This window comes from Verrucomicrobiia bacterium, assembly GCA_035577545.1.
Taxonomy (GTDB): Bacteria; Verrucomicrobiota; Verrucomicrobiia; order Palsa-1439; family Palsa-1439; genus Palsa-1439.
Genome location: DATLVI010000011.1, coordinates 1 through 19,198, shown reverse-complemented (window position 1 = coordinate 19,198; position 19,198 = coordinate 1). Strand labels below are relative to the sequence as shown.

Sequence of the window (19,198 nt, the reverse complement as noted above, 5' to 3'; positions counted from 1 at the left end):
GGAACGCTTTCAGGAGATTGATCTCATGGCACAGACCGACATCACGTCGTTGCAAAAAGCGGGGCGCAAATTCAAGCCGTCCGCCGCGTTCGTCAAGCAGGCCCACATCAAATCGCTCGCGCAGTATCGCAAACTCTACGCCGAATCGATTAAGTCCCCACAGAAATTCTGGTCGCGCATGTCCAAGGAACTCCACTGGTTCAAGCCGTGGAAGAAATTGCTCGAATGGGACGAGCCGTTTGCGAAATGGTTTGTCGGCGGACAGATCAATCTCTCCTACAACTGCCTCGACCGCCATCTCGATGGCCCGCGCCGCAACAAGGCCGCGATCATCTGGGAAGGCGAACCGGCCACGACCGGCAAAGCCGGCGAAGAGCGCGTGCTCACCTACGTCGGGTTGCACCGCGAAGTCTGCCGCTTTGCCAACGTGCTCAAACGCAATGGCATCGTCAAAGGCGACCGCATCATCATCTACATGCCGATGGTTCCCGAAGCCGCCATCGCCATGCTCGCCTGCGCTCGCATTGGCGCGACGCACTCGGTCGTTTTCGGCGGATTCAGCGCGCAGGCACTCATCGACCGCATCCACGATTGCGGCGCGAAGATGGTCATCACTGCCGATGGCGGTTATCGGCGCGGCACAACCGTCGTGCTGAAGAAAAACGTCGATGACGCGCTGCAACAATGCCCGTCCATCGCCAAGGTCATCGTCCTCCGCCGCACCAATTCCGAGGTCACGATGCGGGAGGGCCGCGATGTTTGGTGGCATGACGAATTGCAGCACGTCGATGCGAATTGCCCCGCTGAAAAACTCGATAGCGAACATCCGTTGTATATCCTCTACACCAGCGGCAGCACCGGCAAACCCAAGGGCGTGCTGCATAGCACCGCTGGCTATCTCCTCGGCGTGTATCTCAGCACAAAGTACGTCTTCGATTTGAAGGAACAGGACACGTACTGGTGCACCGCCGACATCGGCTGGGTCACCGGCCACAGCTACTCGATTTACGGCGCGCTCGCCAACGGCGCGACGACCCTCATGTACGAGGGCGCGCCGAATTGGCCCGAGCCGGACCGTTTCTGGCGCATCATCGACAAATACAAAGTCACCATCCTCTACACCGCGCCAACCGCCATCCGCGCCTTCATGCGCTGGGGCGATCAGTGGCCGAACAAACACGACCTCAGTTCCCTCCGCCTCCTCGGCACCGTCGGCGAACCGATCAATCCCGAGGCGTGGATGTGGTACCACAACGTCATCGGGAAAAAACGCTGTCCCATCGTCGATACCTGGTGGCAGACGGAAACCGGCTCGATCATGATCACGCCGTTGCCCGGCGCGATCCCCACGAAACCCGGCAGCGGCACCCTGCCCTTCTTCGGCGTCGATGCCGCCGTGGTCAACAAGGAAGGCAAGGAACTTCCTGCAAACGTGGGCGGCTACTTGGTGATCCGCCGTCCCTGGCCGTCGATGCTCCGCACCATCTACGGCGACCCCGAACGCTTTCAGCGCCAATACTGGAGTGAGATTCCGCACGTCTATTTCACCGGCGACGGTTGCCGCCGCGACAAGGACGGTTATTTCTGGATCGTCGGTCGCATCGACGACGTACTCAACGTCGCCGGCCACCGCATCGGCACCGCCGAGGTCGAAAGCGCCCTCGTCTCGCACCCGAAAGTCGCCGAGGCCGCCGTCGTCGGCCGCCCCGACGCGCTGAAAGGCCAGGCCCTCGTCGCCTTCGTCACCGCCCGCAGCGACGTCAACGTCTCGCCCTCGCTCAAGGAAGAACTCCGCGCCCACGTCGCCACCCAAATCGGCCCCATCGCCAAGCCCGACGATATCCGTTTCACCGACGCCCTCCCCAAAACCCGCAGCGGCAAAATCATGCGCCGCCTCCTGAAAGAAATCGCCGCCGGCGGCGAAGTCAAAGGCGATACCACTACGCTGGAAGACCTAAACGTCATCGCCAAGCTAAGAGCAGATGAGGAGTGATGACTTTCCCTTGAAATTGTAGGGTGAGCGGCCCGCCTACCGCTGTATAGCCCACCCCCGGAACAAATCTTCCGCCCGTTCCTCTCACTACCAATAGGGTATGTTTTTCGGTTTAATCTTGGAACAGGATTCGATGAGGAAGTGGGGGGCTACGACCTCAAAAGGGGGCATTATGGCACACGTATTCAGGTCATCTGTCATCTCAATTTGCGTGGTTGGGCTGCTCATATGCGTCACGACGCGCGATGCCCGTGCGACCATTGATGCTGCGGTCACCATCAGCAGCCAGGATGCGGGCGGGGGTGCATTCAATTATACGCTCACGTTGAACAATCACTCCACCTCGACCAGCCCGATCGAAACGCTCTGGTTTAGCTGGATCCCGGGCCTCGATTTCATGAGCGTCAGTCCCACGGCTGAGACGGCCCCGACCGGATGGGATACCTTCGTGGAGACTGGCTATTATGGCGGCTATTCCGTCCGCTATACGACGACGACCGCGCCATTGAACCCGAACGGCCAACTGCAATTCAGTTTCACCAGCACCGTCACGTCGAACGAATTGGCGGGAAACGATTCAGTTTTCGGCTATTACCCGGAACTGACCACGTTCCTCTATAGTCAAAGTATCGAGGGAGGAGATAGCACGAGCTTACTCGCGCAACAGGTCACCGCCGTTCCTGAACCCTCTTCGATTGCCCTCGTCGGATTCGGAATAGTCGCTGCCGCCTTCGGAATTGGCTGCCGCCGATTGCGCTTTCGATCACGCAAGTAATAATTCCGTCCTGGTTCAAGCACGTCTCGCACCTCTCCTGGCCATCAGCCAGAGAGGCTTCACTGGTTGGGTACTCCCCCCCAACCAGTGAGGACGCGTTGCGCATTCAAACTTCGCGTTACTTTCCCTTCGCCCGCAAATACTGTTTTGGCCACTCTATGTCATGGCCAAGCTCGGCGGCGGCACGTAACGGGAAATACGGATCGCGCAGGAATCCGCGCGCCATCAGGACCAGATCCGCTTTGCCAGCGCGAATAATCTCATCAGCTTGGGCAGTCGTGGTAATGAGCCCGACCGCCCCGGTGGCGATACCGGCTTCGCGACGAATTCTCTCGGCGAAGGGGATTTGGTAACCGGGCGCAGCGGGAATCTTGGCGTCAGGTACCAGTCCGCCAGAAGAACAATCAATCAAGTCCACGCCCAGCCCTCTCACCATCTTCGCCAATTCCACCGACTGCTCAATGGTCCAACCTTCCGGCTCTTTCCAGTCGGTCGCGGAGATGCGCAGGAAAAGCGGCTTGCTCTCCGGCCACACCTCACGAACCGCCGCCGTGACTTCCCGCACGATTCGGGTACGATTGTCAAAGGAACCGCCGTACGCATCCTTTCGATGGTTCGCGAGTGGCGAGAGGAATTCGTTGAGTAGATAACCATGCGCCGAATGCATTTCGACGACTTCGAACCCGGCGGCTAACGCTCGCGCAGCGGCCTCCCGAAACTTCCGCACGATCCGCTGGATACCTTCGACGGTCAGTTCCTCCGGCGAGGGATCGCCGGGATTGAAAGGAATCGGGCTTGGCGCGAGCGGCATCCAGCCGCCATTTTCTTTCGAGACGATGCCGCGCTTCCCTTCCTGCGGCGAAAGCGTGCTGGCCTTGCGACCCGCGTGCGCCAATTGAATGCCCGGCGCGCTGCTTTGCGACTTAATGAACGTCGTGATGCGCCTCAGAAACTCAATGTGCTCGTCCTTCCACAACCCCAGATCGTCGGGTGAAATGCGCCCTTCGGCCTCCACTGATGTCGCCTCGGTAAACACCAGCGCCGCCCCGCCGCAGGCGCGACTCCCCAAATGCACAAGATGCCAATCGTTGGCGAATCCATCCCGGCTCGAATACATGCACATCGGTGAGACGACGATGCGATGTTTGAGTGTCAACCCGCGCAATGTAAATGGTTCAAATAGATGTGGCATGGCTTCAGCGGTCGTAAGATTGCCTTCGCCGCGCATCGTAGGGCGCAACCGCGCGTCGGCAAGAAAAATCATCAACTACAGCAGACATGGCAATGAGCACCACTCATTGCCATGTCTGCCATTCCAGGATTTCGAGTCGGCTAACGCCCTTTGTCCGGCTGTTCGTTGCCCCTTTCCGGACCGGGCTCTTGGTGCTGCTCGCCCCGCTGTTCTTGAGGCGGAGGTTTTTCGTGCGGAGCAGGTGGTGGAGCTACCTTCTCGCCATGAGGCGGTTCGCTCGGGCGCTGTTCGGGGGGACCCCGCCGCTCGACTGGCGGACCGTTGCCCTGCGGTCTCTCCGCTGGCGGCGGCTCAGTCCGTTGTTGCCGTTCAACAGGAGGCGGCTCATTGCGTGTTGGTCTCTCTGCTGGCAGCGTCTGGTTCCGTTGTTGTCGCTCCGCCGGAGGTGGCTCATTACGCTGCGGTCTCTCCCCTGGCTGCGTCCCGCGAATTATCTCCGGCGGATTGTTCCGCTGATTTTCGCGCTGCGGTTCGGTGGCGGGCCGCTCGCCAGGCCGTTCATTCTGGCGCTGAATCCCCGGCTGTTGCGGCGCCGTACGGTGGACAGCGGGAGGGATCTTCTCGCGTTGGCGCATTGCCTGGACGGTTGAAGTCTGGATCCGCTCGTGGTTCACCCGCTGCAGGTCCTGCACGCGCGGGCCTTCATTGACCACCCGGTTATTTACCTTCCGGATCGTCGTGTTGATCCTCGTCTGGTTAATGATCGTCGTGTTGTTGATAATCACAGTCCGCGCCCGGATACGCTCGCCGAAATGGCGTTCGCCGACGAACACGAACCAGGGCGATGGTATGGCGCCAATCACCAGCTCGCCGCTGAAGCCGAAAGCAACTCCCGGCGGCAATGGCGCCCAACCGCAGTAGCCACCGCCCTCGCGGAAGCAAACCCACGACGGCCCCCACACAGTGTCAGGCACCCAAACCCAACCGTAGTACGGATCATTCCACCAGCGTCCGTAATGGTAGCACGCCCAACCCCACGGTTCATCGCTCTGCCAATACCAGCCGTCGTCCGTCCACACCCATGTACCTTCGCAGTAGGGACGCCACGACACATCGACAGCATAGGGATGCCAGCATCGCCCGTACGACCCAACTTCCACCCAATAGCCTTGCGCCGATAATGGCTCGTAAAAGTCGTTGGGCGAATTGATTTCAACCCCGACCGAGACATCCGCCGCCCTAACATCGTGCGACATAAGCCAGGGAACTCCAAACGTCACCGCCAAAACCACTACCCTGATCGCTTTCATGTCTGCCTCCTATCTACAATAAATTTACGCCATTTTGCGCCTCATGCAAATAAACGTCGCCCAATACGCACGAGGCACGCTATAAACAGGCCCGTGGATCGCCCCCGCAACGATTCGCCTCATCCCACTCGCATCCGCTACGGCGTGCTGGGTTTCATGCTGGTACTCACCGCCATCGCCTATCTCGACCGCGTTTGCATTTCCACCGCTGCGCCCGCCATGAAGACCGACCTGGGCCTCAACGACGCGCAGATGGGTCGCGTCTTCAGCGCCTTCACGTTCGCCTATGCGCTGATGGAGATACCGAGCGGATGGCTGGCGGATCGATTCGGCCCGCGGCTGATGCTGACGCGCATCGTAGTTTGGTGGTCTGTAATGACCGCCGTGACAGGTTTGGCGACGGGATTCGTCTCCCTGTTCCTGATTCGTATGCTGTTTGGCGTCGGTGAAGCGGGCTGTTTTCCCTCCATGGCCCGGGCGTTCGCGCGCTGGCTTCCCGCCCGCGAACATGGACGTGCGTTCGGCTTGGCGGTAATGACCGGCGCGCTCGGCGGCGCAATCACTCAGCCGCTGGTCGTTTGGATGCTGAATCGAATGCACTGGCGGCACACCTTCCCCATCTTCGGCTGTGTGGGTATGGTCTGGGCGCTCGCGTGGTACTGGTGGTTCCGTGACGATCCGCACCGCCACGCCGCGGTGAACGAAGCGGAACTGCGGGCGATCGGCTGTCAGCCGCCGACGCCTCACGAGCGCGTGCCGTGGCGGAGTCTGTTGGCCAACCCCAGCGTCTGGGCCGTGTGCTTTATGTATTTCGGCGTGATCTATGGCTGGTACTTTTTCCTCACATGGTTGCCAACGTACCTGATGCGCGCGCGCGGATTTGATCTACAACACGCGGGCTGGCTATCATCACTCCCGCTGATTGGCATCGCCACCGGCGTCCTCTGCGGCGGTCTCGTCAGCGACGTGCTCGTCCGCCGTCTCGGTCTGAAGATCGGCCGACGCCTACCGGGCATCGTCGGCCTGCCCCTGGCCGCAATCACGATGTTCGCCGCCGTGTACACGTCCAACCCCATCGCCGCCGCATGGCTGCTCGCGCTGGCTGCACTGCTCGCGGCCTTGGCCGTCGCTCCGGGCTGGGCCGTCTGCCTTGAAATCGGCGGCATCCACTCCGGCGTGGTCAGCGGCATGATGAACATGCTCGGGAATCTCGGCGGTGCGATCAGTCCGCTGGTGATCGGCGAATGGCTCCAACGCCACGGCGCGTGGAACCTGTCATTAATGACCGTCGCCGCCTGTTACGTCCTGGCCGCCCTCTGCTGGCTGGCCGTCGACCCCACGAAACGGCTTCCGTTGTCCCTGTAGTCGCGGGTTTTTGCCCGCGGTTAGACGACCAACCATCACATCAACACTGCCGACCCACTGGTAACCTCGCTGATGACCAAGCAGCACAGCTATAACCTGTAACTTATTACAGCGATCCGCCGCGGCGCATGTGGCTATCTCCACCCTGCCGCCAAAGTAGTTTATTTTGCCACGGATTTTTGGGTCTAAGTAATAATTTTAGATAGGAACTTTTCCGATATCACAAACTACCACGCATCCTATGCATCCCTTGTAAAACAAGGCTTGCAGGCGAACTATGTGATCTGTTACACTTCCTCAGCCTGGAGCAGCAGCGTGCCTACCGTGATGTGGCCGCCGTAGGGAGTCGCAATTAACAAAGGGAAGACGATGGCAAGTACACTTATGAGGACAAGGACAACTTCCACACACATTCAGGTTTCCTTTCTCAGATTCTTCATCGCTTTGACATTGGCCGCCTGCGTTTTCGCAGCGATCCCGGCGAAAGCCACCATAACATTCGGCGGCTCGAATGCAGTCCAGATGCTGAGTGCGATTGCGACATTTTCCAACAGTGGAAGCCTGTTGACAATAACCCTCGTGAACACGTACACGGGAGACACGCCCGATCAGGCCCATGTATTAACCGGCCTTTTCTTTTCCGGCGCTGACGGTTTGACGCCAGTCTCTGCCACGGCTGGCGCGGGAAGCGTCGAATGGATCGGAACAACGTCTTCCCTGGCCCCGGGTCCAAGCGTTCTTGGAGAGGAATGGAAGTATGCGAGCGGTCCTCATAACCCAAGTGGGGCGACCGCGGGCATCGCTAGCTCGGGCTACAATAATAATTTTGATGTCGGGAATTTCGCCAGCCCCGGTGACATGCTGGATGGCTCGGCTTATGGGATACTGTCGACGGGCTATGCCGGTTCGGATCTGGGCGGGTTGGGCAGTAAGACATACATACAGCCTTCCATGGTCTTTGTCCTCAGCGGCTGGAGCGGCAGCCTGGGCGCCATCACCAACGTGAACTTCCAGTACGGCACGGCACTAAGTGAGCCAAACCTGCCGGGAACTCTCGTTCCCGAACCCAGCAGCATGGCGTTGGTGGGTGCGGGCTTGGTCGGCTTGCTCGTCATCCGTCGGCGCAAAAAATAATCAGTTTACTTTCACAACGAGTGCCACTCGATCTACGGGTCGGGTGGCTCTTTTGTTTATGGGCAGATCGCCGACCTCACGAAACGGCTACGGTTGGCCGTGTAACCGCTCATCGGACACGATAACCGGGAGCGCTCTACAACACGCTCACCTGGGGCCATATTTCGGGGCGTTTTGGCGCGGAGGATGCTGGTTATGCTCCTATGGACTGCTCGGCTGTAGCTTTATTCTTGACGGTTGTGTCTGAGACACTCCGCCATGCCATTTCTCTCGTTGGCCTAAGTGCCTTCAGCCCATCGGCTTCCCCATGGAAAAAGTGTGTGACACCGCCACAAAGGCGAGATCGGTCAAATGGTTCCGCGTTGGTCGAGATGGCGCTCAGCCTGCCTCTTTGCGTTGTTTTGATCGGCGGGGCCCTCACTTTTGGGAGTGCATTCAGCAAAGTTGACGTCATCGAAAACGCCGCGCGACAAGGGGCGCGATATGGCGCAACTCAGCCAACCGATGTCAGTGGAATAAAGGCCCGTGTCCTGGAAGAAGCTGTTGGTTCGGGTGTAACGATCGATTCGAACAAGATCACCGTCACCACGTCTTTGGGGACCACCTCGGGTGCTCCGATCACGGTTAGGATAGCGTTCAGCTTTTCACCGATCTTGCTCCCTCTGTTGCAGGCAAACGGCATTGTCGGCACAAACGTAGTCACGTTTACTCGCGACTGCACGATGGTCATCTTTTAACCTGGGCTGATCCCGCGAAGGAGCTTGTGAGAAACATAACTGAGACGCGCCACAAAAGGAGACCCGACGGTCAGCGATCCCAACGCGGGGCGGTGCTCGTGGAGTTCGGCCTGGTCGCGTCGATTGTGATCCTCCTGACGCTCAGTGTATTTCAAATCGGGTTCATCTATTTCGCAATCAATGACCTGAACAATGCCGCCCGCGATGGCGCTCGATACGGTTCGATACACCCCAGCGATGACAGCCTGATTAAGACCAACGTCGTGAAACACCTCTCCTTCGCGAACAATTCGCAGGTTCATATCGATATAACGCGTCCCGACGGCAACACCAATGCGGACAGCCGAATCACGGTGACACTCCAGTACACGATACCGTCGTTTATGCCATTGTTCGGGTCACATTCCATTACCAACAGTTCCACCATGCGGATTGAGAGGCAGTCATGAGCCTGCTCCGGAGGCTCACACTGTCGCCCGTCTTCATGAGTTTGCACCCTTTCAGAAGGGACGGGTGTGTGGTGAACCCTCGCCACAGCCGGGCCGCAGATCGCTCGGGCCAGGTGCTGGTGCTGGTCGTTATCGCGTTGGTGGCTCTTATTGGATTCGCGGCCCTGGCGATCGACGTCGGGCATGCCTATACGCAACGCCGGCAACTACAAAATGCCGCGGATGCGGCGGCCCTGGCAGGCGCCCGACTCGTGTGCGCCAGCGGATCCGACTCTGCGATCTGGTCGGAGGTCCAAAACTATGTGAACTCCAATTCAAATCACTTGAGCGCCATTACGGTGACCGCCTACTATACAACCGCCAGCGGCGCGCATACCGGTGGCACGCTTCCGAACGGATCCGTTCCTTCGGACGCAACGGGGGTGGAGGTAAGCACCAGAAGCACGACTCCGGCATACTTCGGGAGGGTTGTTGGCTTTGCAGCGTTCCAGCCGGCCGCTGTTGGCGCCGCCAAATGCTCCAAAGGGATCCCGGCGATCTTTGCTAACAAGTGCGGCCAGCCCAGCAACAGCAAGGTCATCGACTGGAGTGGCGGCACCTATCTGGTTATAGGGGACATCCGTTCGAACAGCGATCTCAACATGTCCGGCTCAAATAACACCATCTCAAACTCGACAATTTCGACGGGAAGCGGAGGGGTGAGTCCAGCCGGGCTGGCGGGGAAAGCAACAACCCCTTCCAGTTCGTTCACCACGGATACTTCTTGCCAGCCGTATCCGGTGACGTTCAACATCGCCGACTACGCGCCCGGAGGCTCACAAGCCGTGGCGGCCGGAGCCACTTATTATCATAGCATTGTCGGCAACAGCAGCCTGTCAACGTACGTGCACAGCGGCGTAATGGATCCCGGCATCTATTATGTGGCCGGGAATGTGAATTTCGCCACCCCCTCCGTCACCGCGAATGTGACGATTGTGGCAACGGGCTCCATTATCATCAGCAGCGGCAGTTCCACTTGGACACCGTACGCTCAGGGGCTGCTTTACTACTCTGCCATTTCCGACGCGTCGGCCCCCGGCCATATAGCGCTGAACGTTTCCGGCAGCGGTTCTTCGTGGACTGGCATCATCTACGCCCCGAACTCCGGAATTAACATGTCGGGCTCGTCGAACGCTTCGCTCCAAGGTAACTTGCTCGGCTACACCGTGAAGCTTTCGGGCTCGTCCCTTTTGATCAATTCGGGGTCAGCCGGCCCGTCGGGCGTGTACCTGTACGAATAGACCAGCCGAAGTCCCCGCTTGGCCGGGTCTGGGTATGACCGTCACTTGAATTCGCCAACGGCTGGCCACTCCGCTGATGATCGTGGCCGTAGTTCGATCCCTCACGTACCCAAGGTCTTCGACCATCAACTGGCTCTGGGCGACGAACGCTTCCCGCTGTACGATCCGTGGGGAGGCGTATTTCTGGCAAGAATTCTGTTCTAGGGGGTAGGAAGAAGTCCCATGTCCCCCTTCCTCTATATCCTACGCGTCCCTTTGAAAATATGGCTTGCAAGTCCATCAGACGAGTGGTAACCTTCACACGATCTGGGGAGAGTGCTTCATACCCTGAAGTACGCGAGTTCTAGATGGTGGCGTAGGTCGCAGTTAACGCGGTGTGGTTATAGAAAGGTAACTCGCACATGGGTATTGAGCACTTTTTTTGTCGGGGCGGTTTTGCAGCACTTGTTGTCTTGTTGTGCGCCTCGATTTTTCTACCGGGTAAATGTGATGCCGGGTTCTCTCTCGGCGATGCCTCTCACTATGCAGTGCTCTACGAGGGAGCTGGCGCCCATAATTTGCAGATCAATAGCAGTCCGGTCAACGGCAGCACGATCTTCGGCGATATCGGTCTTGGGAGCTTATCTAACGGTTTTCCGACGGCACAATTCAACAATCCGGCGGTAATTAATGGCAACATTAATTTCTCATCGAACATCAGTATTAGCGCTAACGCTGTTATTAATGGCACGACCAACGCGCATGTTTCCCAGGTGAACACGGACCTCATCAACCTCAATGCCCTCTCCGCCACACTGGGCGCCGAGGCCGGAACAGCCCTGAACATCAGCATTGCGAACAATGCCACCCAGACTGTCAACGCCGCCAGCGGCACTCTCGATGGAAGCGGCAACGACGTGTTCACCGTTGGCTCGATGAGTTTCGTTAACGGAGCCACGCTCATCGTCAATGGTAGTGCGAGCCAGTTCGTGGTTCTTAACTTCAACTTCAATTCCCATTTTTCCGGGGCCATCAAACTCACCGGTGGAATCACTCCCGACCAGGTCTTGTTCAACCTGATCGGCGGGGCGAACCTTACGGGCGGCGACACCCTGCAATTTGCCGCGAACGGCGTGAGTCAATCCGGCACATTTCTGGATCCGAATGGCACGATCACAATGAACAGTGTAAATCTGACGGGTCACGTCTTCGGTGGAGACTCCAGTGACATGCAGATCGTCTCCGGCGGAACAGTCACCGTCCCCGAGCCGTCATCCTACGCGTTGGTGGGCGTGGGCTTGGTAGGATTACTCGCTGTACGTCGCAAGAAGTAATCAGTTTGATTTCACAAAGAGAGCCGCTCGACCGGCTGGTCGGGCGGCCTTGTTGTTTACGGCTTGGCCGTCAGTCTGGAGGGACGCGCTCCGTCGCGTCCGTGGCCTTCAACGATTCCGGGTGGCCAGGATGGAGCGTGGCCATCCAAATCGAGACACTACCTTTTGGACAGTTTGCTGGACACAGCAAGTCCATAACCTGTAACGTATTGCGACAAAATAGCCTCTCATTTCCATCGCGTTGTGACACGGGTTTTTGGCAAGATTTTTTTCCTAGTACGGGGTAGGGACATTCCCTAAGTACCGACCCGTAATTATGCCCCCAAATCCTTTCAAAATAAAGCTTGCAACCAAATGAGGCGGTCTGGTAACCTTCGCCTGTTTGGAGAAGCGATTTTCTCACCACGACGTGAGTAGTTAGGGAATTTTAACGTAGGGTGCTGTTAAATGGGTCTGATTGTGGAAGGCATGCGAGTTATGAATATTAAGCACTTCAGTTTTTTCCGCCGTGGACTTGTAGTTTCGGCTTCCGTGGTCTGCGTTTTCGTTTTTCTGCCGATCCGGGCGAACGCTGGATTCAGCCTCGGCGATGCAAGCAATTACGCCGTGTTGTTCGAGGGTGCCGGTAATCATAATTTTACTGTTAATTCCAGCGCAAACCTGGATCCTGTGATTCAGGGCAACGTTGGCATTGGCAACTTGAGCAATGGTACTGCGACGGTGCATTTGAACAATGCAGTGACGGTTGCCGGCAATCTGAATTTTGCAGGGGCGATCAGCTTGGCGAACAGTGGCACGGGACACAATACTGGTTCGACCAACGCCAACGTTTCCCAAGTGAACACGGATCTCATCAACCTCAACGCTCTCTCCGCCACCCTGGGCGCCGAGGCCGGAACAGCTCTGGCGATCAGCATTGGGAACAATGCCACCCAGACTGTCAACGCCTCAAGTGGCACTCTCGATGGAAGCGGCAATGATGTCTTCACCATTAGCTCGATGAGTTTCGTTGCGGGCTCCACGCTTCAGATCAGCGGTAGTGCGAGTGATTTCGTGGTCCTGAACTATGGCGCTGGCGTAAACACCCACTTTAGCGGCGCGATCACGCTTTCCGGTGGGATCACACCCGACCACGTATTGATCAACATATTCAACGGTGCAAACCTCATGGCCGGCGACACCTTGCTGACAGCCGCGAACAATGCGGATCAATTTGTTACCTATTTGGATCCGAATGGCACCATCACTATCAACAGTGTGACGATTCACGGCCATCTGTTTGGTGGCGACAGCTCCGACATGCAGATCACTTCCAATGGGGGCGTCGTGGTTCCCGAGCCGTCATCGTACGCGCTGGTGGGCGTGGGCTTGCTGGGATTGCTGGGCCTCCGTCGTCGCAAGAAGTAACTTTTACGATTTTGGAGAAGCGAGCGGCACACCAAGACGTGCGCATGTTGGTCGGGAATGTCGGTTAACGTGGGAAAGGGCTGGTATATGCGAGTTTCGTCAGTTCGCGGACTTCTTGTTAGCGCAGCACTTGTGCTGCCGATGGTTCTTGTTGCTTCCAGTGCCTCCGCTCAAATCGATCTCGGCGCTGCCGGTAACTATGCGGTCTTTGGGCTTGGCTCAACGATGTCCGTCGGTGCCGCAGACTCTTCGACCCTCAACACAGCCGAAGTCTACGGTGATGTGGCCGTGGGCGCGGATACGACAAATCTCACCGCCAGCGGCAACGGCACCTTTCAAAAAGGATTCATCCAGGGCAACCTGTATGTGGACGGCCCGGTCACGCCCGCATCCTATGACATCGTCAACAAGAACTTCACGGTTTCCGGCACCGTATTTGGAAGTACGCCAGCCAACCCGGGCAACAACCCGGATAGCGTTGGGACGGGCACTTTTAATCTTTCGCCCGCCGTGCAGAATGCCGTCGACCGATCCGCGTTTTACGCCGGCTTGACCGGCACGTCGCTGGGCGCCATCAACCTGAATTCGGCCAACATGACGTTGACAGCGGGAGTTTATTCCGCCACGAGCTTCCTTGAAAACAGCGGCGCGATCCTGACGATCACCGGCGCGGCGAACTCCACTCTCGTCCTAAACGTCAGCGGCGACTTCAGCTTCACCAAGAGCTTTATCGTACTCCAGGGCGGCATTACGTCGGCCAACGTGCTTTTCAACATTACCGGCGGCGGTACGACTGTGACCGTCAGTGGTGACAATTCGCTCTTCTTTGGGACGGTTCTCGCGGTGAGCCGCAATATCACAATCGACGGACTGGGAACCGGTTCGGCGCAAGGCGTTAGCGTGGGGCCTGACGGTATCCCCGGAACCGCCGATGATAACACCGGTTATGAAGGGCGGGTCATTGGCGCCCTTTCCACCAGCGCCACTACCCTCGATCTGATCCTTCACTCGGGTGCCGAAGTCAACGTTCCGGAGCCGACGTCGTACGCTCTGGTGGGCGTGGGCTTGCTGGGACTGCTGGCTATCCGTCGCCGCAAGTAGTAATCAGACAGATTTCACAGCGAGAGCCGCCCGATCCACTGGTCGGGCGGCTTTTTTGTTGCCCAAATGATTTCTCCGGGTGTAGCCGCGCTCAGAAAGCCTTCGGAGCGTGGGCCGTTCCGGGTGTAGCCGCGCCTCTGTGAGGCGCGCGTCGTTAATTCTCCCGAGAAATCCTACATTTCCCCGAAAGGGAGCTTTTGGGGTGCTCTCGGAGAGACCGATTGACATCTCTTCATGTCTAGAAATTTATCTGGTGTCACCCCAGGCAATCGCCCTGTAGGTTATTAAACATAAGGCTTGCAAGGGCATACGCTAATTTGGTAATCTCTGCTCCACAATTTGGAGAAGCAGTTTAGCTCACCAAGACGTGAGCAGATCGGGCGACTCGCACACCTCGGGATCAAAGGGAGCCTGGGTCAATAACGTAGTTCATGATTAATTCTCGACAACGCCACGCGTCTATCATCGCGCCGCGCGCTACCGTCGCGTTCGTGACGCTTTTCCTTTTCGCCGTGATGTTCACCGCGATATCGGGTTTCTCCGCGACGATCTTCTGGACCGGCGTCGGCGTCAACCAGGTCAGTGGCTCCAGCAATAACCTGGCGGTGGGCAGCAATTGGACGGGTGGGGCTGTGCCCGGCACAACCGACGATATGGCGATCATATTGACCAACAAAACCGGGCCGGCCTCGTTAACGAACGCTGTCGGCAACGCACTTTCCGTCCAGAACCTGACCATCACCAACACGGACAGTCGCTCCATTGCCACTCCGAACGATTCGATCACCTTCAACGGCCCGGTGACATTGTCGAGCAACTTTCTGCTGGCAGCCACCGTCGACGTGAGTACGTACACCCTGACCGCGACGTTCAGCAACTCCTTCTCCGCGCTGAACGCGACCTTGGACGGCATGCTATCCTTCAGCAAGGCTGGCACGCTCACGCTTAACTTCGCGGGTACGACATCCATCAAGTCCAATCTGACTTTTGACGCGACGACCGAGGCCCCCGTCGCCGCCAACAAAGAGACCACTGTGTTGAACATTCTTGGCGTGACCACGATCGGGTCAAATTTTACCTTCCTGGGAGGCGTCGGCCAGAACACGATTAACGTGAATGCCCTGACCACGGTTTCCAACAATTTCCAGATCACCGGCAACTCTGGCAATGCCGCTGCCATCAACCAGGTGATCGTGAACAGCAATCTGACGGTGCTGGGCACGTTAAGTTTGTCCGGTGGTTCGGCAGTCGCATCGGGTCCACAAAACACACTGGCACTCAACGCACCCACCGTAACCGTATCGAACCTGATCGTTTCCGGCTCGGGCGCCACGCCCTACCTGGTCGTGGCCGGTGGCAGCACCGCAACTGTGGTCACTGTTCGCAACAATTTCATCACCGATTCTCTTGACCTCAACAATGGCGAAATCCGGATCGGCGGAGCCTTCAGCAACATCACACTGAGCGCCAACAAAGCGGGGTTTCAGGCCGATACGGGCACGTTCACGTTCAATGGCGGTGGCTCGATTATTCAAACCGCCGAAGTCGCCAGCGTGGCCGGCTTCGGCGCGAATAACTATGTCTTCGGCACGTTTCAAGTTGGCGACAGCCTCGGCGAGACTGGCTTCGTACGGCTTGTAGACAGCGTGGTCAACAATGCGGGCGGCACCGAGCAACTCGTGGCGACCAACCTGAGCGTGTTTGGCGGCGGTACGCTGGACCTCAATGGCTTGTCCGCCTCTTTCCGCAATGGCACCAACGCCGGCACGATTCTCGGGCTGACGACCGTGGGCACTGGCCTGGCTATCTCCAATCACCTCGACAACACCGGTACCATCATCCTCGGCGGTGGTTCAATCGGCGGTAACGGTGTTATCACCAATGCGGGTAGCTTCCTGGCGGTCACGGGCGGCGGCGTGGTGACAAATCTGCTGGTCAATACCGCCAGTGGCATACTCGATACGACCAACGGCACCTTGGTGCTGGTGAAAAACCCTGTGCTGCTGGGCACGATGAACGTCCGCAACGGGGGCACCAACAAGTTCGGGCTTGCGGGCGATCTGGTTGTCACAAACAGCGGTACGATCAATCTCTTTGGTGGCGCCCTCGTTCAAGCGTCGCTCACCAACGCCGGCCTGATCGTTTCGGTTTCGGGAGGGTTGATCTCCAATAGCGTCATCAACGGCGCAAGCGGCTTCATCCTCGCAACCAACGGGACCCTTACCGTGACCTCCAACATCTTCAACTTTGGCGTCATCACCAACTCCGCCACGCTGACGGCGAGCGCCGGCTCCGTCTCCAACGCCGCCACCATCGTGATGAGCGGCGGCAATCTGTTCGCGGGCGCGATTACCAACGCCGGCAGCATCTCAGGCTTTGGTACTCTCAGCGGCACCACCGTCAGCAGCGGCCTGCTCACTGCCACCAACGGAGAACTGCGCCTGCTGGGCGCGGTCAGCGGCGCGGGTGCATATCGGGCTGTAGCGGGCGTCGGGCCGGCCACGTTGACGTTCGCCGGCGGCGGCTCGATCAGCTCGTTGTTCAACACGAATGCGACGATCCGCTTGGAGAACGTGCTGACCAATACGAGCGTGTTCGTCAATCAGGGCACTCTCACATTGGCCGGCGGCACGTACCAGAGCGCTGCGAACTTCACCAACGCGGTCGGTGAGGTGATCACCAACGTTGGCAACGGCACGCTCAATGCAGCGCTCGTCTACAACCTCGGCAGCATCCAGGCGGTCGCCGGCACACTGACGATCAGCAACCTCTTCGCGCAGGGCGGCACGGTCTTCATTGGCCCCGGCGGCACGCTCACGACTACGGGCCTCGGGGCGTTGACAAATTTCGGCACGATCAGCCTGGCAGGCGCCGCGGGCAACAACGCCATCCTCAACCTCGGCACCGCCGCCATCACCAACCTCGCGGGCGGCACCATCACCGGCGGCGGCATCGTCCAGGACGCGTCGCAAATCGTCAACCTCGGCAACATCTTCGCCACCAGCAGCGCCGTGGAATTGCAGTTCACCAATGCGAACACCTTCGGCAATGCGGGCACCATCGGCGCCGGCAGCGGAGCGACGCTGACGTTTGGCGGTGGCAGCTTGAGCCTCGGAAACGCCATCGTCACCAACTTCGGCACGATCTCCATGACCGGCGGCACATTGCGCAGCGGCACCATCACCAACCTGTCCAACGGCAATCTCACCGGCTTCGGCACAATCTCGAACCTCGTAGTCAACCTCGGCACGATAACCGCCGTCAATGGGACGTTGGTTCTGGCCACCGGCCCGGTCCAAAACGCGATCGTCAATGTCGCCGGCAGCGGCATCCTGAGCGTCACGCCGGCATGGACGAACAACGGCACCATCAGCATCGCCGCCGGCGGGGCAACCACCGGCGGAAACCTGACAAACCTGGCCAGCGGTACCGTGACCAACTTCGGCACGGTCAACACGCTGTTGGTGAACCAGGGCCGCGTCGTGCTCGGCGGCACGATTAGCAACAATTACCAGCAAACCAGCGGCACCAACACGATCAGCGGCAAGGGCACGATCACCGGCATCGCAACGGTCACCGGTGGGCTCTTCGATCTCAATGGCGGCACGTACTCCAACGGGCTGATGATTCTCGGCGGCACCGGCGTGCTCACCGATGCCGTTGCGGGCGCTACGTTCAACGGCGGCCTGAGCAATGCGGACGTCGTGGGCATCACCGCCGATACGTTCTTCAACGGCCCGGTCACGAACACCGGGGCGTTCTTCTTCCAGGGCGCGATCAGCAACAGCTTCGTCAACGCCGTCGCGGGGACCGTGACGCTGAACAACACGGTGACGATTACGGGCAACACGCTCGTCAACGGCGGCACCTTTAACCTCAACGGCAAGACCCTGACCAACGGCTCGCTGGTGGTCAGCGGCACCGGCGTGTTCACGAACAACGGCGCGGGAGGGACGGTCAATGGAAGCGTTAGCAACGCCGCCACCATCGCAGTCACGGCCGATACTTTCTTCAACGGCGCGCTCACGAACACGGGGGTGATGTTCTACCAGGGCGCCATCAGCAATACGCTGGTCAACAGTGGCAGTTTCAACCTGAACAACAACGCGACGCTCACCGCCGCTCCGGTCAACAGCGGCACGATCAACGTCGCTTCCAGCAAGCTGACAGTAATTCCCGATTGGGCCAACGGCGGCTCGCTCCAGATCAACGGCGGAACTCTGACGGGTGGCGCCGTCACGAACCTTTCCGGCAAAGGCTTCAGCGGGTTCGGCACCGTTTCCAATCTCATCGTGAACAACGGCACGATGACCGCCACTGGCGGCACATTGACGCTCGTCCTCGCTCCCGTCAACAACGGTACGGCCATCGTCGCCAACGCCAGCGCTTTGAATGTTCTTCCCGCCTGGACCAACGGCGGTGTCCTCAGCAACGCGGCGACCGGCGCGATCAGTGGCGGCACACTCACGAACACCGGCACGATCAACGGTTCGGGCTTCATCAATTCGCTGGTCGTCAATCGCGGTCGCATGGTTTTCGGCGGCACGATCAGCAACAATTTCATCCAGACATCCGGCACGAACACGGTAAGCGGCAGCGCGACCATCGCACAGACGGCCAGCGTTAACGGCGGGTTGTTTGACCTCAACGGCGGCACCTACTCCAACGGCTTGATGGTGCTCAGCGGCACCGGCGTGCTGACCAACGCCATTACCGGCGCGACCTTCAACGGCGGCTTGAGTAACGCCGCGACGGTAGGCGTCACCGCCAACACCTTCTTCAACGGTCCGGTCACCAACACCGGCACGTTCGCGTTCCTGGGCGCAGTCAGTAACACGTTGGTCAACTCCGGTGACGTCATCCTCAATGGTAGCGGCACGATCAGCGGCGTGCTCGCTAACAAAGGCAGCGTCAACGTCAATAGCGGCGTGCTCGCGCTCCTCGTCGCCCCGACGCAGAATGGCTCGATCACGGTAGTCAACGGCGCGACGCTCAACGCGGCGCAGGCGTGGGTCAACAACGGCACGGTTACTCTTCTCGGGGGCGTTCTCACCAACGCAACGGTCACGAACGCAGTGTTTATCAGCGGCTTCGGCGGCATCGGCGGCGGCGGCGTGGTCAATCTCAACAACAGCTTCCTGT

At 58.8% G+C, this 19,198-nt stretch carries 13 protein-coding genes; 11 read left to right on the top strand and 2 right to left on the bottom strand.

What is annotated here, in order from left to right; translation table 11 throughout:
- The first annotated feature begins 25 nt into the window (after window positions 1-25).
- Both acs and VNL17_03875 read left to right on the top strand, forming a co-directional pair.
- Complete coding sequence (acs, locus tag VNL17_03880) at window positions 26-1,993, top strand: acetate--CoA ligase (GenBank protein HXI83212.1); 1,968 nt, start codon at window positions 26-28, stop codon at window positions 1,991-1,993.
- A 172-nt stretch (window positions 1,994-2,165) separates the two neighbouring features.
- Window positions 2,166-2,768: a PEP-CTERM sorting domain-containing protein gene (locus VNL17_03875; protein HXI83211.1), complete on the top strand. Its 603-nt coding sequence runs from the start codon at window positions 2,166-2,168 to the stop codon at window positions 2,766-2,768.
- Window positions 2,769-2,886: 118 nt separating this feature from the next.
- On the opposite strand, the gene VNL17_03870 is transcribed toward VNL17_03875, so the two are convergent.
- Both VNL17_03870 and VNL17_03865 read right to left on the bottom strand, forming a co-directional pair.
- Window positions 2,887-3,960 carry an NADH:flavin oxidoreductase/NADH oxidase gene (locus VNL17_03870; protein ID HXI83210.1) on the bottom strand — a complete coding sequence of 358 codons (1,074 nt, stop codon included), beginning with the start codon at window positions 3,958-3,960 and terminating at the stop codon, window positions 2,887-2,889.
- A gap of 140 nt (window positions 3,961-4,100) precedes the next feature.
- Window positions 4,101-5,270: a DUF6600 domain-containing protein gene (locus VNL17_03865; protein HXI83209.1), complete on the bottom strand. Its 1,170-nt coding sequence runs from the start codon at window positions 5,268-5,270 to the stop codon at window positions 4,101-4,103.
- A 93-nt stretch (window positions 5,271-5,363) separates the two neighbouring features.
- Between VNL17_03865 and VNL17_03860 the strand changes: the two genes are divergently transcribed.
- From VNL17_03860 to VNL17_03820, 9 genes are all read left to right on the top strand, one after another.
- The gene (locus tag VNL17_03860; protein HXI83208.1) at window positions 5,364-6,635 is read left to right on the top strand and encodes an MFS transporter; all 1,272 of its coding nucleotides are present in this window, start codon (window positions 5,364-5,366) and stop codon (window positions 6,633-6,635) included.
- 369 nt (window positions 6,636-7,004) lie between these two features.
- Window positions 7,005-7,769 carry a PEP-CTERM sorting domain-containing protein gene (locus tag VNL17_03855; GenBank protein ID HXI83207.1) on the top strand — a complete coding sequence of 255 codons (765 nt, stop codon included), beginning with the start codon at window positions 7,005-7,007 and terminating at the stop codon, window positions 7,767-7,769.
- 320 nt (window positions 7,770-8,089) lie between these two features.
- Window positions 8,090-8,506: a TadE/TadG family type IV pilus assembly protein gene (locus VNL17_03850; protein ID HXI83206.1), complete on the top strand. Its 417-nt coding sequence runs from the start codon at window positions 8,090-8,092 to the stop codon at window positions 8,504-8,506.
- A 26-nt stretch (window positions 8,507-8,532) separates the two neighbouring features.
- Window positions 8,533-8,955 carry a TadE family protein gene (locus tag VNL17_03845; protein HXI83205.1) on the top strand — a complete coding sequence of 141 codons (423 nt, stop codon included), beginning with the start codon at window positions 8,533-8,535 and terminating at the stop codon, window positions 8,953-8,955.
- 71 nt (window positions 8,956-9,026) lie between these two features.
- The gene (locus VNL17_03840; GenBank protein HXI83204.1) at window positions 9,027-10,235 is read left to right on the top strand and encodes a pilus assembly protein TadG-related protein; all 1,209 of its coding nucleotides are present in this window, start codon (window positions 9,027-9,029) and stop codon (window positions 10,233-10,235) included.
- Window positions 10,236-10,636: 401 nt separating this feature from the next.
- Window positions 10,637-11,548, top strand: a complete 912-nt coding sequence (locus VNL17_03835) for a PEP-CTERM sorting domain-containing protein (protein HXI83203.1) — start codon at window positions 10,637-10,639, stop codon at window positions 11,546-11,548.
- Between the two features lie 477 nt (window positions 11,549-12,025).
- Window positions 12,026-12,955 carry a PEP-CTERM sorting domain-containing protein gene (locus tag VNL17_03830; GenBank protein HXI83202.1) on the top strand — a complete coding sequence of 310 codons (930 nt, stop codon included), beginning with the start codon at window positions 12,026-12,028 and terminating at the stop codon, window positions 12,953-12,955.
- An 87-nt stretch (window positions 12,956-13,042) separates the two neighbouring features.
- Window positions 13,043-14,056: a PEP-CTERM sorting domain-containing protein gene (locus tag VNL17_03825; protein HXI83201.1), complete on the top strand. Its 1,014-nt coding sequence runs from the start codon at window positions 13,043-13,045 to the stop codon at window positions 14,054-14,056.
- A 431-nt stretch (window positions 14,057-14,487) separates the two neighbouring features.
- Window positions 14,488-19,198: hypothetical protein (locus VNL17_03820; GenBank protein ID HXI83200.1), on the top strand; the 4,711-nt coding region annotated here is incomplete at its 3' end.

What these genes read in the sequence shown, in the direction of transcription:
- VNL17_03870 (HXI83210.1), bottom strand. Translation starts at nt 3,960, where the DNA reads ATGCCACATCTATTTGAACCATTTACATTGCGCGGGTTGACACTCAAA.
- VNL17_03865 (HXI83209.1), bottom strand. Translation starts at nt 5,270, where the DNA reads ATGAAAGCGATCAGGGTAGTGGTTTTGGCGGTGACGTTTGGAGTTCCC.
- VNL17_03875 (HXI83211.1), top strand. Translation starts at nt 2,166, where the DNA reads ATGGCACACGTATTCAGGTCATCTGTCATCTCAATTTGCGTGGTTGGG.
- acs (HXI83212.1), top strand. Translation starts at nt 26, where the DNA reads ATGGCACAGACCGACATCACGTCGTTGCAAAAAGCGGGGCGCAAATTC.
- VNL17_03835 (HXI83203.1), top strand. Translation starts at nt 10,637, where the DNA reads ATGGGTATTGAGCACTTTTTTTGTCGGGGCGGTTTTGCAGCACTTGTT.
- VNL17_03855 (HXI83207.1), top strand. Translation starts at nt 7,005, where the DNA reads ATGGCAAGTACACTTATGAGGACAAGGACAACTTCCACACACATTCAG.
- VNL17_03830 (HXI83202.1), top strand. Translation starts at nt 12,026, where the DNA reads ATGAATATTAAGCACTTCAGTTTTTTCCGCCGTGGACTTGTAGTTTCG.
- VNL17_03825 (HXI83201.1), top strand. Translation starts at nt 13,043, where the DNA reads ATGCGAGTTTCGTCAGTTCGCGGACTTCTTGTTAGCGCAGCACTTGTG.